Origin of the sequence: Photorhabdus sp. RM323S, assembly GCF_042879375.1 — a bacterium.
Classification (GTDB): Bacteria; Pseudomonadota; Gammaproteobacteria; order Enterobacterales; family Enterobacteriaceae; genus Photorhabdus; species Photorhabdus tasmaniensis.
This window is the reverse complement of record NZ_JBHFKZ010000056.1, coordinates 22,274-35,606: the sequence shown is the minus strand read 5'-3', so window position 1 is coordinate 35,606 and position 13,333 is coordinate 22,274. Positions and strand designations below refer to the sequence as shown.

General features: G+C 40.8%; 11 protein-coding genes. 9 read left to right on the top strand and 2 right to left on the bottom strand.

Going from position 1 to position 13,333, the window contains the following annotated elements:
- Positions 1 to 142: 142 nt before the first annotated feature.
- Positions 143 to 643: an Imm70 family immunity protein gene (locus ACGF7G_RS18510; protein ID WP_387467452.1), complete on the top strand. Its 501-nt coding sequence runs from the start codon at positions 143 to 145 to the stop codon at positions 641 to 643.
- Between the two features lie 674 nt (positions 644 to 1,317).
- Positions 1,318 to 1,488, top strand: coding sequence for a hypothetical protein (locus tag ACGF7G_RS18505; RefSeq protein WP_387467451.1), 171 nt, complete (start codon positions 1,318 to 1,320; stop codon positions 1,486 to 1,488).
- Positions 1,489 to 2,542: 1,054 nt separating this feature from the next.
- On the opposite strand, the gene ACGF7G_RS18500 is transcribed toward ACGF7G_RS18505, so the two are convergent.
- The gene (locus ACGF7G_RS18500) at positions 2,543 to 2,950 is read right to left on the bottom strand and encodes a hypothetical protein (protein ID WP_387467449.1); all 408 of its coding nucleotides are present in this window, start codon (positions 2,948 to 2,950) and stop codon (positions 2,543 to 2,545) included.
- A 22-nt stretch (positions 2,951 to 2,972) separates the two neighbouring features.
- Positions 2,973 to 3,614, bottom strand: a complete 642-nt coding sequence (locus ACGF7G_RS18495) for a hypothetical protein (RefSeq protein ID WP_387467447.1) — start codon at positions 3,612 to 3,614, stop codon at positions 2,973 to 2,975.
- Positions 3,615 to 4,564: 950 nt separating this feature from the next.
- Between ACGF7G_RS18495 and ACGF7G_RS18490 the strand changes: the two genes are divergently transcribed.
- From ACGF7G_RS18490 to ACGF7G_RS18460, 7 genes are read left to right on the top strand one after another with little or no spacing between them, the layout of a single operon-like run.
- Positions 4,565 to 5,998 (top strand): NAD(P)/FAD-dependent oxidoreductase, encoded by a 1,434-nt coding sequence (locus ACGF7G_RS18490; protein ID WP_387467446.1) that lies wholly within the window; start codon positions 4,565 to 4,567, stop codon positions 5,996 to 5,998.
- A complete protein-coding gene (locus ACGF7G_RS18485) occupies positions 5,995 to 6,846 on the top strand; it encodes a HemK/PrmC family methyltransferase (RefSeq protein WP_387467444.1) in 852 nt (283 codons plus the stop codon). The genes ACGF7G_RS18490 and ACGF7G_RS18485 overlap by 4 nt, the downstream gene beginning before the upstream one ends.
- 24 nt (positions 6,847 to 6,870) lie before the next feature.
- Positions 6,871 to 8,157 carry an aminotransferase class I/II-fold pyridoxal phosphate-dependent enzyme gene (locus tag ACGF7G_RS18480; protein ID WP_387467442.1) on the top strand — a complete coding sequence of 429 codons (1,287 nt, stop codon included), beginning with the start codon at positions 6,871 to 6,873 and terminating at the stop codon, positions 8,155 to 8,157.
- A gap of 7 nt (positions 8,158 to 8,164) precedes the next feature.
- The gene (locus tag ACGF7G_RS18475; protein ID WP_387467440.1) at positions 8,165 to 8,521 is read left to right on the top strand and encodes a chorismate mutase; all 357 of its coding nucleotides are present in this window, start codon (positions 8,165 to 8,167) and stop codon (positions 8,519 to 8,521) included.
- On the top strand, positions 8,502 to 10,571 hold the full coding sequence (pabB, locus tag ACGF7G_RS18470; RefSeq protein ID WP_387467438.1) for an aminodeoxychorismate synthase component I: 2,070 nt from the start codon (positions 8,502 to 8,504) through the stop codon (positions 10,569 to 10,571). The genes ACGF7G_RS18475 and pabB overlap by 20 nt, the downstream gene beginning before the upstream one ends.
- Positions 10,568 to 11,440, top strand: a complete 873-nt coding sequence (locus ACGF7G_RS18465; protein ID WP_387467436.1) for a prephenate dehydrogenase dimerization domain-containing protein — start codon at positions 10,568 to 10,570, stop codon at positions 11,438 to 11,440. The genes pabB and ACGF7G_RS18465 overlap by 4 nt, the downstream gene beginning before the upstream one ends.
- 22 nt (positions 11,441 to 11,462) lie before the next feature.
- Positions 11,463 to 12,995: an MFS transporter gene (locus ACGF7G_RS18460; protein ID WP_133815205.1), complete on the top strand. Its 1,533-nt coding sequence runs from the start codon at positions 11,463 to 11,465 to the stop codon at positions 12,993 to 12,995.
- The last annotated feature ends 338 nt before the right edge of the window (positions 12,996 to 13,333 follow it).

Below are 13,333 nucleotides of genomic sequence, written 5' to 3'. Positions count from 1 at the left end.
TTCCAGCAGGAATGGAACAACGGATAGTTATTGATGTTAGGGGGCAAGCAATAACTGCCAAGCAAAAAATGCAAATAGTTCAAGGTATAGTGCAGAAATCAAATGGTGCTATAAATTCATCATTCATTAGGTTTAAAACAGAATGAAAAATGTTGGTATACATGCTGCTATGACATTAGCTGAAATAGGTCCTACATCTGATATAAATGGATTTTTCAATTCAGTGGTAACGTTATTGGAACATCATAATAAAGGGAGTAAATATCCTCGGGTTACAGAAAATCTCTATCGACGTTCTTTGAAATATGAGGAACTATCAAATGTCAAAAAAGAGCTTGATAGCATAGAAAGGTCATTTTCACAGATATCAGCTAAAGATATTGATTGGATGTCGTTAGGAGTGAATGTAAATAATACGAAATTAAATCTGAATGGAGAGTCTCTATCAGTTGTTTTTAAAAGGCTTTTTAGTGCATTTTCTGAAGCGTTAGAATGCACTGAAGTTTATTATCAAGAGCTTAATGAATATATCCCTGTAAGAATTGGTTTTACTGATACACCATATTACATTGATGAGATTAATCGCCCCCTTGAAGAATACGATGCTTTAAGCCCAGACGATCCACCATTTTGGTTACGTTAAAAAAAGCGCTTGCCCTTGTGAACTGCCCCATAAAGTTGGACAGGTTACACTAAGCAACTAATGATACCTGAGTCTGGAACTCCACTGGACTCAGGCCATTTAACCTTGGGTATTTTGGTCGCTAAATTAGCGGCAATAACACCGGAGAAAACATTCAACAACTCAATGAAAATTTAAGCAGTAAAACTATTCGATATAGAACAGGTGTCGTTATAACTGATTGACTGGATACATCCTATTTGGGATCCATTGAGTAATATCACTACAATACTCGAAATGAGAATCACTTTACAGATTTGTCATTTTTTTAACATGATGCATTTTCTCTTTTTACTTGTTTTCCCTTTTTTAGCGATCGGCAAGCGTTTTCTTTTCGGTGATTAGTTAACTGAGGATAAAAAAACAGGTATCCATTAATGCCAGATTTTGAAAAGGAGGATTTAACTATAAGTACAGTTTTTTAAATGACATTAATCATTAACAGAAAACTTAAAATAAATCAGCAAGAAAAAGAATGTTTTCCGTAAAAAAAAGAGGTGTCTTTATACTACCAAGCTATTTACGGATTGATTTATGAAGATAAAAGACTTATAAAAACAGCTCAGAATTGCCAGTAAAACAGCGTTAATAAAGATAAAGCGAGTATGATTAACGTTGATTAAATGTAAAATACCATGATGATTAAACTTAATAAAAAGCAAGTGTTAAAAGCAGTAAAAACAACGGTTAAAACCTTATTATACCGATTAAACCCAGAGGTTAAAAAATGGCTTTATAATAACGGTTTAAAACCTGCCCATCATAAACCTATCAGTAAAAATGAGAAAAAGAATTGGCTTTATTAATGCTTATACAACCGGTAAAGAAGGATAAATAAGAATATTAATCGGTTAATCACAACCTATTTTCCAAAATGAATCGACTTTAATAATGTTTTCAACCGGGGAGTAAAATTTCTCACAAACCAGTTAAATAATCTTTCATAGAAAACCCGAAAACACATGATTTAACCGAATACGAACTGGATTATTTCAAACGTTATTATGTTGCATTTTTTTATGCAAAAACACGATGCATTAAATGCGCCGGTTTAAACTTGTTTTACACTATTTTAGCCCGTCCAATCGCATTGCTTTTCTGCGGTTTGATTTAAATCATGCCTCTTTTTATGCTTTAATGTGATTTAACGCTAAAATCAGTTCATATCGTTATTTTTCCAAGCTATTTTCGTGATCTATTAACGCTTAAATACCCATTATTAAATGAGTTTACCGATTTATTTAAACATCATTTAAATAGATGTCGATCGGTAAGCTGTTTTTTTCGATGATTCGTTAACTGAGGATAAAAAATAGGTATCCATTAATGCCAGATTTTGAAAAGATACAGAGTAACTAAAAACGGCTTATTCCCTATCATGTTTAATGTATTTATCAACGATGTTATTCTTTATTTATTTTACATTTACCTAATCTACCATAACTACGTAAAAGCACGAAAACAGAGATATTAAAACTTTTATATAAAAGACGGATTTAACTATAAGTACAACTTTTCAAAATGACGTCAATTAAGTTTAATCGAAGTCCATTAACCATTAAAAGAAAGTTAGAAATAAATCAATGATAAAAAGCACTGGCTTTATTAATGCTTATATACTCCGTAAAAAAATATGAGTAAGAATATTAATCGGTTAATCAGACAGTATATTTTAAAAAAGTAACCAACTTTAATAACGTTTTCAATCGGGGAATGAATTTTTATCAGCCAGTTAAATAATCATTTATAAAAAACAGGAATAATAAAATCAGTAAATAAATAATTTAATAGAATACGAACATATTTACTCGCAGAGTAATTATGTTGCACTTATTATGTAAAACCGCCAAATAATATTTATTAATTTTTCTCTACTGAAAACAAAATGGTGTGCTCTGTATCATTTTGTTCTATCTTTATGACAACATTCCCTTTATTCCAATAATTATCCTCATTTTTTAGGAACCCTGTATTTTCAATATAGTTTATTATTTCTATTTTACGATTTGGATTGACATTAAAAAATACAACTTCGTTAATCATTGGTTTTGTTCCATCTGGTGAGTCGTAGTAAATAATATAATCACTTGAAATAAATGGCATTCCTTTAATTTCATCAAAAGTGAATATGTTATATTTAATAAAATCATTTTTCGTATATGACAAATTAACATTCACAAATAAAATAGGGGCAATTGAAATAACGCCCAAACAAACCAATATAATAAATGTTCTCTTTATAAAATTATTCAATTTCAATGCCAACATTTCTTTCTACACCTATGTTATATCAAGTTATATCTTTAATATGTATTAGTATTTGATTTCTATCTATATCAGTTATAGGGGATATAGTGTTCAGAAATTCTGGCAAAGACGAATAATAAGGCCTGGCGTTATTAGGGTATTTTTCAGGATCAGGGAACAACAAAGGCTTGAACATTTTATTTTTATATTTACCTATAGGGCCATAGTAGTCCCACCGCTTTAATGCGTCACTTTTACTTACAGGGTTAAGCCGAGGTAAATAGTCTATTTGATTTATAGCCTGATAAAAACCAAGTAAGTTAGAAACCAAATCTTCACCACTATATCCACTATCTGTGTACCAGTTAAAAGGAAAGGAGTCCTGATGAGCTTCAAATAAATGGCTTGTATACATCATAATAGTCAGTGCAACTCTCCGCTTATCATGTAAAGACAACCCTCGCCTTACTCTCCACCTTGTCATTTTAGACGTTCCATATTTCAACCCTAACCCCATATATTGTGTATATCTAATAGTAAAATAAGACCCCTTAGTATCATCCCCTGAGTTTATAGCAGCCATGAGCTTTCTGGCATCATCTCCCTTAGCATGACCGACATCTATCCATCCCGACTTTTCGGTATAAACCAACCTTCCTCTCTCTATATCACTTCTTTTACTCATGAATACTCCTATGATTTGATTGGCGGTTATCAAAGCTATCCGGTCACTGTCCCCGCCACTAGGTGTAACAATCTGCGTTTAAAACCGGATCGAACTGCATTTATCCCCAAATTAACTACAACTGACAGTGCAGCAAACCCAAGTTAATTATAAATGAAAATCGCACCGGCAATAGTACAAAAAACCTCCGTTTTTGAGGCTAGAAAACGATATCTTCAATGTGAAAAAATAAAAGAGAAACCAGTCACAGGATAATCTGAAAAATTAGCGATTATCTCAACTATCCAGTTACTACCCATAATAGTCAATTTCGGTATAATAACGTTTGTCTCTATCTTATATATTTTGGTGAAAATTGATGTCGAATATAAATTTAAAAATCACTTTTCTTGAGATTTTTTGTTCTTTTTTTGAAGAATAAAAGGTATTTATAATATTGTTCCCCGTAACAATTCAAATATAAACTGTTTTTATTTTGTATTGAAAATATTTATATAGTTTTTTTATTTATAATATAAGAGTAAATTTATTTGACAGTTTTGTATTTGATGACTATTGTTCTCTCCTGATTAGCAAATGTTATTGCCAATCTAATAATATCTTTTGTTATTATTACTTTTAAATATAAATAGTATCTTTTGTCATTATTTAACTCGCTGTTTTTGTTTTGTTTTTTATTTTATTAATTTCATGGGTGATTGTATTTATTTGATAATAAATTGAAGCCATTTCTAATAGTGATAATTTGTTATCGCATGTTTGATTTTAAATTCAGCATAAATCTGAGTGTGATTCATCACTTTAATTACTGATGAACACAAGGCTATTTTTTTTACAATTGATGTAAAACAGTAAAAATATCCTCACTGCAAGAGGATAATAATTATTTATCCGTCGTTGTTGACAAAATATTTAAAATAAATTGGCCATAGGCCATACAGGAGTAATAAATGAAATACGACTTTATTGTCGTGGGTTCAGGGGCAATTGCAGGTTCAATCTCCTATGAGCTGGCAAGCAGAAATCTTTCAGTTTGTCGGGTTGGAAGTACTGATCGAACTAATGCCGCTTCCAAAGCCGCAGGGGCGATGAATGGCTGTTTTGGCGAAATTACCAGTGGCTTATTAGCGAGTGAGCACGGTAAGTTGAAATTGAATATGGATTGTATTTCTAAAGCGCTTTGGCCTGCCTGGGCGCAGCGGTTAGCTGACTCTTCTGGTGATACGCGATCTCTGTTCACCGCTAAAGGGACTCATGTGATACTGAATACCGCCGGGATGGAAGAGATTGACAGTGTCAATTATGACGCTATCGAACAAACCCTGAACGAATATGCGGCTCCTTATGAAACCGTTGATCCACGTGAAATTGAGTGGTTAAAGCCTAATGATCTGGTGCGTCCGCTTCGTGCTTTATATATTCCTGACGAACATGCCCTGGATTCGCATTTACTGCTGGAAAAGCTGGATGCTGCATTGGTTGCGGAAGGTGGCGTCCTCAAAGATGAGAATGTTAAGAGTGTGCTGATTGAAGACGGTTTAGCCATTGGTGTCGAATTGCTAAGTGGCGAGCGTTTAATGGCGGATAAGGTGGTGGTTGCTGCCGGTGCGCACTCGTTGGATCTGTTATCAAATATCCCTTCTGTTGTCCGGCAAATCCCGCCGATATTTGCCGGTTACGGGGTATCCATTCTGGTCAAGATGCCAAAAGGCAGAGCATTGCCGACGTCGGTCATTCGTACTCCTAACCGGGCATTTGCTTGTGGGTTGCATTGTGTACCACGGGGTGATGGTGTTCTATATCTCGGTGCAACAAATATTCTGGCTGAAAAACCACGCAGTCAGGCATTGATTTCAGATGTGCAGTTTCTGCTGGATTGTGCGTTAGATCAGTTGGATATTAACTTGCATGATGCTGATATTCTTTCAATTCAGGTCGGTAACAGACCAATCCCGGCGGATGGGTTTCCGTTAATTGGTGAATGTGGTGTGAATGGCCTTTGGCTGGCTACCGGGACTTACCGTGATGGCTTACATCAGTCACCGTTACTGGCAGATTATGTTGCTAATGCGTTGACCGGAATAGAAAATACGCAAATTAACCTGGATTCCTTCAATCCGGTTCGCCCTCCGTTAGTCGGTTTCTCCCGTGAAGTGATGGCTAAAGAAACCGTCCAGCAAATGCTTGCCACAGGTTACGAGTATCGCTGGGATATCAAACCTTATTGGTTGCCGCTACTGAATGAAGGCATGACACGCAATTATCAGGATGTGATCGAATCGCTTCATCCTCAGTTCACGCCACCGCCAGAACTGGTTGCTTTCTCTTATATTTATGAATCCATGCGTGAACGGTTACGTAGCTACTATGAGGCATGGTCATGAACTCTTTGTTGAAAGATCAGGCGGCTATTGATAAGGCCAGGGAATTACTGGTAGAGGCAGGTGTTTGGGATGTGGAAACCGATCTTACCTGTCTGGCTGATCGTTATCTGGAAAGGCGCTGTAAGGATCGCGCCCGTGATGAATTTATGCTTGCGGTTCATGAGCGCTGTAATCGGATCCCTCTTGGGCATATTGTCGGCATTGCGGATTTTGATGAACTGCCTTTGGTGGTCGGTACGGGGGTCTTTATTCCGCGTCCTCATAGTCAGATTATCCATAAATGGCTGGAGAATGAACATGAAGTACCCCAGGGATCAGGGGTTCTGGATTTATGTTCGGGGAGTGGTGCTATCGGTTTAGCCATTGCTAAACGTCGCCCGGATTTAAAGGTCACTTGTGTTGAATATGATGACATCGCTTTTCAATACCTGACACGCAATATCTCCCGGTTGGCTGGCTGGGCAGTTAAAGCGGAGGCATTAAAAGCCGATTTACGTGATTGGCAAGCATTTTCTCAATTTAACGGCTCGGTAGCGTTAATTGTCGCTAATCCACCTTACGTTCCAGAACAGCAGACAATATTACCGGAGTGGGAGGAACATCATCCTTATGTTTCGGTGTATTCGGGAGATGATGGGCTCGACTTAACGCGGTTGATTATCAAACAAGCCAGACAGCTACTGCAATCAAATGGCTGGTTGGTTATCGAACATGGTGAAAGCCAGGAGGAGAGCGTCAGAACACTATTTTCAGACGCCGGTTTTTCTTTAGTCCGGACAATTATTGATAAAGATATTTCTGACACAACAGGCAGTTCGGTAATCACTGTCGGTTGTCAGCTCATTTGAACTCAGACAGCAGGAGTCTAGATAATGGATGTAAAACAGAAGCAGGATTGGATGACGATTCGCAGGTCACGGACAACCGGCGCTTTAGCGCAAGCTATTGATGAAGGACTGACCAGTTTCACGGTTGTAGAACGTCACGGTAAGCAAATTACAACAGAAGAAGGCAAGGTTTTTACGGAGTTTGTTTCCTGCTCTTATTTGGGATTAGAACATCATCCCGCGTTAATTGAGGCCGCAAATCAGGCAATGGCTCGGACAGGGATACATTTGTCATCGTCCCGTGGTGCAATGCGCCCACAATATTTGAGGCAACTGGAGGAACTGCTGGAAGAAATTTATCAAGGCGGCTCCGTTGCTGTTTTCACTTCCACCAGTAACGTTCACCTGGGTGTATTGCCGTTATTGGGCAGTGGTTCTTTACCTAACTATCCACTTACCCGGCCAGTACATTGGTTGATGGATAAAACGGCTCATGCATCTATGCAGGTATTACGCGGTATTCTCGAACAGTTCGGGCCAGTATCGCGGGTCGATAGTGCTGATGAACAGTCGGTGCAGCAAGCTTTGCAGAACTGTGGCGAGAATCAGCGTACCCCTGTCCTGCTAATTGATGGTATTGGCTCAATGAATGGTTTGATTCCGGTTGCAGAATTAACCCGAAAATTGGCGGCTGCCGGAGGCTATGTCTATGTCGATGATGCTCATGGCATTTCCATTGTAGGGCGCAATGGTGCGGGTTATGCCTTTGCCGCACTTGACCATGTTTTACCATCCAACCTCATACTGGCAGGTTCACTATCCAAAGCATTTGGTGGTGCGGGTGGTTTTGTGGTTGTTGCAGGTGCCGATGATATTGAAGTGATTAGTACTCTGGCTAATCCTCTGGTTTTTGGTCACTCAATTATGGTGCCGATGTTGGCCGCTAACGTTGCAGCAGCAAAACTTCATCTTAGCCTTGAAATAGAAATACGGCAGGAACAACTCTGGAAGAATGTCAATCTGTTTGATTCCCTGACGGGTAATAGCCTGATGAATGCCGGTGTGCAATCTCCTGTTCGTGGGGCGTTATTCGAAAATGAAGTTGAAGGGCTTGAAGCTGCACGCCTGCTGCGTGACAACGGCATCTTATTGTTCCCGGTATTTTATCCGCTGGTTCCAGATGGTAACGCCATGTTGCGTTTTGCGTTCTCCAGTGAGCATAAGGAGAGTGAAATCAGGCAATTAGTGAATACTTTATTCAAAATACGGGAAAAAGGGCTGAATTGGGCTAAACCACAGGCCATTGCTCCACAGGTACAAGTGACACAATGAATTCGTGATGAAGCACAACTCTATGACTCAATCAATAATAAATAAGCAGGACATATTACAACCTTACAGGGAGTCTCTGGATGTTATTAATATGCAGATTTTGTCGCTGCTTTCTGAGCGTATGCAGATCTGTATGAAAATCGCTGAGATAAAAGCAAAATGGGATATTCCGATGATGCAGCCACAACGTATTACTTCGTTATTGGATATGTTGAAGGATAAATCAACGGATTTTGGGCTACGGCCTGAATATACTGCGTTAATATTCCAATTAGTTATCGAAGAAACCTGTCGTCAAGAAGAAGAATTGATTGATCGGTTGTTACGCGAGAAAAAAAAGAATAATGAAAATACTGCTGATTGATAATTATGATTCTTTTACACAAAACATTGCTCAATATCTGTATGAAGTGACCGGCAGTGTGCCATCTGTCGTCACCAATTCTCTGACTTATGAAGAGTTGGCGATAGACAATTATGATGCTGTCGTGCTTTCTCCAGGGCCAGGGCATCCGGCTGAAAATAGCGATTTTGGTGTCTGTGCTGAAGTCATTGCCCGCGCCGAAATTCCACTATTGGGTATTTGCCTTGGTCATCAGGGCATTAGCCTGGCATTTGGTGGTTTTGTAGAACATGCGCCTAATCCGGTACATGGTTATCGCAGTCGCATCAGGAATACCGGGGAAGGATTATTTCTCGGTTTGCCTGAGCAATTTGAAGTGGTCAGGTATCACTCGCTAGTCTGTACCCGGTTGCCTGACAATCTTAAATGTACCGCCTGGACTGATGATGGCTTAATTATGGCCATTGAGCACACCCAAAAACCGATTTGGGGTGTTCAATTTCATCCTGAGTCGATTGATTCTGAATATGGGCGTGAATTACTGAGTAATTTTGTTCGCATAGCAAAGACGTCTAAAGAGCATAACGGGCAGGATATTACCGCTCAGAATAAGTATATTTCTGCCCATGAAGCTTATCTGGCGGTGGGTGGAAAGCAACATCTCAATCTGAATTACCGTGAATGTCAGGGCATTATCGATCCTGAATCTCTGTTCATTCAATATTATGGCAATGATACTCACTCTTTCTGGCTGGATAGTGAAAATTCGGACAGGCCCAATGCCCGCTTTTCAATCATGGGAAGTGGCAATGAACAGGGTGCAGTCAGGCTTGAATATCGTGTACAGACGGAGAGTTTGCGTTTGACCGGCCCTGATGGTGAAAGGATTGTTCAGGGTGATTTTTTCTCATTGATGTCTGAACTGCTTGAACGGGTGAAAATTTCCGCACCAAAACAGATGCCATTTGTCTTCAAAGGTGGCTTTGTTGGTTATTTAGGATATGAATTAAAGGCGTTGACAATTGGTAGCAGCAAATATCATTCAGAACATCCTGATGCCAGTTTAATCTTTACTCCGCATTTTTTTGTCTTCGATCACCAGCAGGATAAACTTTATGAATGTCTTATCACGCCAGTAGGCCAGCCACAAAATTGGCCGTCGGAACCTGTAGTGACCATTGCAAAAAATACCGGTGGAGTGATACCTGACTTTATTCCTGGCGCTGTCGATCAGAACAAAATTCGTTTGGAATATGGGGCGCAGAAGTATATGGATGGGATCCATAAATCACTTCAATACATCACTGATGGCGAATCTTATGAAATCTGTCTGACGAATAGAGCAAAGATGGCTTATTCAGGACGGCCATTGGATGCTTACCGACGAATGCGTCATGCCAGCCCCGTGCCTTACGGCGCTTATCTGGCATGTGGGGATTTTTCCGTACTGAGTGCATCGCCGGAAACGTTTTTACGCATTGATGAGGCCAGAGGTATTGAATCCAGACCGATTAAGGGGACCCGTCCACGAGGAAGGACGGCAGCTGATGATCAGCATTTTCAGGCGGAATTGAGTCAGTCAGCCAAAGATAGAGCTGAGAACCTGATGATAGTGGACTTAGTGCGCCACGATCTTAATCAGGTGTGTCGTCCTGGCAGTGTTCATGTCCCTGAATTGTTTAAAGTTGAGAGTTTCTCTTCTGTGCATCAATTGGTTTCGACAATACGCGGTGAATTACGTGAAGGCACTTCATCAATGGAAGCCATCCGGGCATGTTTCCCGGGAGGATCAATGACTGGCGCGCCAAAGAAACGCACAATGGAGATCATTGACTCTTTGGAATCATCGGCACGCGGTGTCTATTCTGGTGCGCTTGGATGGCTATCTTTCAGTGGTGAAGCAGAGTTGAGCATTGTTATCCGAACAGCGGTGTTACATCAAGAATGTGCCGAGTTCGGCATTGGTGGTGCCATTGTCGCTCACTCCGATCCTTATGATGAATTTGAAGAAACATTGGTGAAGGCCAGTGTGCCCTATTTCAGTTTTAGTCATATAGCGGAGGAAGTGTGAGTAACCGTAAAATCGTCATTCTTGGTGGGCAAGGTGCTATTGGTTCTTTATTGGCGCGCCTTTTTACCCAAAGTGGTTGCACAGTATACCGTGTTGACCAACGGGCGCAGGGAGAGCATTCTCTCTGCTGCCAACTGGATATCTTAAATCCCGCAGCGGTTTCTGAGGCGATTTTTACTGAGGCGAAGGCGGTCGTCTTTGCCTTACCGGAAGCGGTTGCAATACAGGCTCTGCCTTGGGTGCTATCGGCGGTTGGTGATGATGTACAGATAGTATCAACCTGTTCGGTTCAGGCGCCTTTCCATTCCGCTTTAAGAGCTGCCGCCCCTGGGCAGCCTTTCATGGGTGTTAACCCGATGTTCTCGCCATCCTTGTCGGAGCAAAAAAGGCCAGTTGCAGTCATTCTTGATAACTGTCATGTTAACCCGCATTGGATTGAGTTGGTATTGACGCAGGCCGGTATGCGCATCAGTAGAATGACGCCGGAGGAACATGATCGGATGATGGCGTTTTGTCAGGCTTTACCCCATGCCGCGATATTGATTTTTGGCCTGGTGCTGGCGAAAAGCCCATTGGATATTCACACTCTGGCGACTGTTGCACCGCCGCCAATGCGCACCATGCTGGCGTTATTATCAAGGATTTTACGCAATCCAATGGAAGTGTACTGGGACGTTCAATATGAAAACCCGATGGCGGCTGAACCGCGTCAGGAGCTGCTGTATGCCATACAACAGTTAGATTCAATAGTGCAGGCTGGCGATCAAACTGAATTTGGCAATAACCTCAGACACATTGCACAACAACTGGGGGAACAGCTCAATATTAGTGCTGCTGATTGCCAGCATATTTTTTCAACGCTTGAATGATAATAGGAAAGGAGTTGAGGGGATGTCATTAAATAGAGTTGCTGAGGCTAATGGGCGGGCAGGACTCAGAAATTGGCTGGGATTGCTGATATTGATGTTGCCGGTATTGTTGGTGACGGTGGACAATACGATCTTAAGCTTTGCTTTACCCAAAATTGCTGAAGCTCTGGGCCCCAGTGCAAGTCAGCAATTATGGGTAATTGATGCTTATTCACTGGTGTTGGCGGGTTTGCTGGTATCAATGGGGAGTATTGGTGATCGTGTCGGTCATCGTTCATTGCTGTTATTTGGATCTTTGGGATTCACGGTTATTTCGGTGTTAACCGCGCTGTCAACGTCACCCGGACAATTAATTGGAGGGCGAGCCGTACTTGGGTTTTTTGGTGCGATGTTGATGCCTTCAACTTTGGCTTTAATCAGCACTCTTTTTGAGGATCGTGAACAGCGTCGGTTAGCTGTTGCTATCTGGGCGACAACATTAACTGTCGGTTCGGCGTTGGGGCCTGTTATTGGTGGTGTTCTGCTGCAATTCTTTGACTGGAATTCCATTTTTCTATTGGCAGTACCAGTATTAGTGCCATTGTTGATCTTCGGACCGATGTTATTGCCAGAGTCCGATAAAAAACAGGATGGCATTATCGATGTGTATAGCGTTGTATTATCGATCATCGCCATGGTTGGGATTGTTTACGCGATTAAACACCTTGCCAGTGATGGGTTTGAAATAAGTGTAATAGTGGAATTGTCTATTGGTTTGGTTGCTGGTGTGTTGTTTGTTCGTCGGCAGCGGCGTCTGCCTGTGCCGTTAATGGATCTCTCACTATTCCGCAATGGTATGTTCACTGGTTCGATTATGGTCAACTTATTGAGTCTGGCCCTACTGGTTGGCTTTGTCTTTTTTGCCACTCAGGTCTTGCAAATCGTATTGGGTATGAAGCCGATTTCAGCCAGTTTAGCGCTGGTTCCCGGACAAATAATGGCGATTATCATTGGCATGGCGATAGTGCCTGTTGCTCAACGGATACCGGCTTATTACCTTGTGCCAATGCTGCTTGCTTTTGCGGGCATTGCATTTCTTTTGGTAGCCAGTTTCGGCAGCGATTTGACCACACTGGTGGTTGCGTTCGCATTATTAAATGTTGGTGTAGGCGCAATTGCGTCGGTGTCTAACGATCTGGTGCTTTCGTCAGTGCCGTCATCTAAAGCTGGGGCCGCATCGTCAATAAGCGAAACCGCTTATGAAGTGGGTGTTGTACTTGGCACGACAATTATCGGTGGATTGGTGACCGCTTTCTATCGTGTCACTTTGCAATTGCCGGATGGGATCTCTCACGAACAGACTGGGTTGGCATTAGAAACTCTGGCTGGTGCTTACGTTGTAGCGAACTCATTAGCCGAGGCGGAAGGGCAACAATTGATGACTGCGGCAGCAGGATCCTTCACCAGCGCTATTCATATGATGAGCTGGATGACAGCGGTATTGACCGGCGTCGTGGTATTGATCGCCTGGCGTTTACTGAAAGCGCCACAGAAACAACAAGTGCTTGAGTATTGATAATCTTATGTGCAGCCGTTGGTAATGGCTGCACCGCGTTATGCTGATGATATTTGGTTTTAATTTAATTAAAAATATAATTATCTTATTTTCATGTGCTGGGAATATTTAATTGCATAGGATTTAAATTTAAATAATTAATAAAATAATTACGCAAGAAGATAAGATGAGAGTGAAAATACATATTATGAACAACGATAGGCAATAAATTATCTTTTCCTATAAGCCTTTTCTCTAAACGGAGATAAATATATCATTGAATGATTAATATTCTGGATTTAAAGGGGTTTTATGAGAGTAAAATATCGCGGGGAGTTATATAACGGAAGGATGATTCT

Bases quoted from the DNA above. Each gene is read 5' to 3' on its own strand.
- ACGF7G_RS18510 (WP_387467452.1), top strand. From the start codon at position 143: ATGAAAAATGTTGGTATACATGCTGCTATGACATTAGCTGAAATAGGT.
- ACGF7G_RS18505 (WP_387467451.1), top strand. From the start codon at position 1,318: ATGATGATTAAACTTAATAAAAAGCAAGTGTTAAAAGCAGTAAAAACA.
- ACGF7G_RS18500 (WP_387467449.1), bottom strand. From the start codon at position 2,950: ATGTTGGCATTGAAATTGAATAATTTTATAAAGAGAACATTTATTATA.
- ACGF7G_RS18495 (WP_387467447.1), bottom strand. From the start codon at position 3,614: ATGAGTAAAAGAAGTGATATAGAGAGAGGAAGGTTGGTTTATACCGAA.
- ACGF7G_RS18490 (WP_387467446.1), top strand. From the start codon at position 4,565: ATGAAATACGACTTTATTGTCGTGGGTTCAGGGGCAATTGCAGGTTCA.
- ACGF7G_RS18485 (WP_387467444.1), top strand. From the start codon at position 5,995: ATGAACTCTTTGTTGAAAGATCAGGCGGCTATTGATAAGGCCAGGGAA.
- ACGF7G_RS18480 (WP_387467442.1), top strand. From the start codon at position 6,871: ATGGATGTAAAACAGAAGCAGGATTGGATGACGATTCGCAGGTCACGG.
- ACGF7G_RS18475 (WP_387467440.1), top strand. From the start codon at position 8,165: ATGAAGCACAACTCTATGACTCAATCAATAATAAATAAGCAGGACATA.
- pabB (WP_387467438.1), top strand. From the start codon at position 8,502: ATGAAAATACTGCTGATTGATAATTATGATTCTTTTACACAAAACATT.
- ACGF7G_RS18460 (WP_133815205.1), top strand. From the start codon at position 11,463: ATGTCATTAAATAGAGTTGCTGAGGCTAATGGGCGGGCAGGACTCAGA.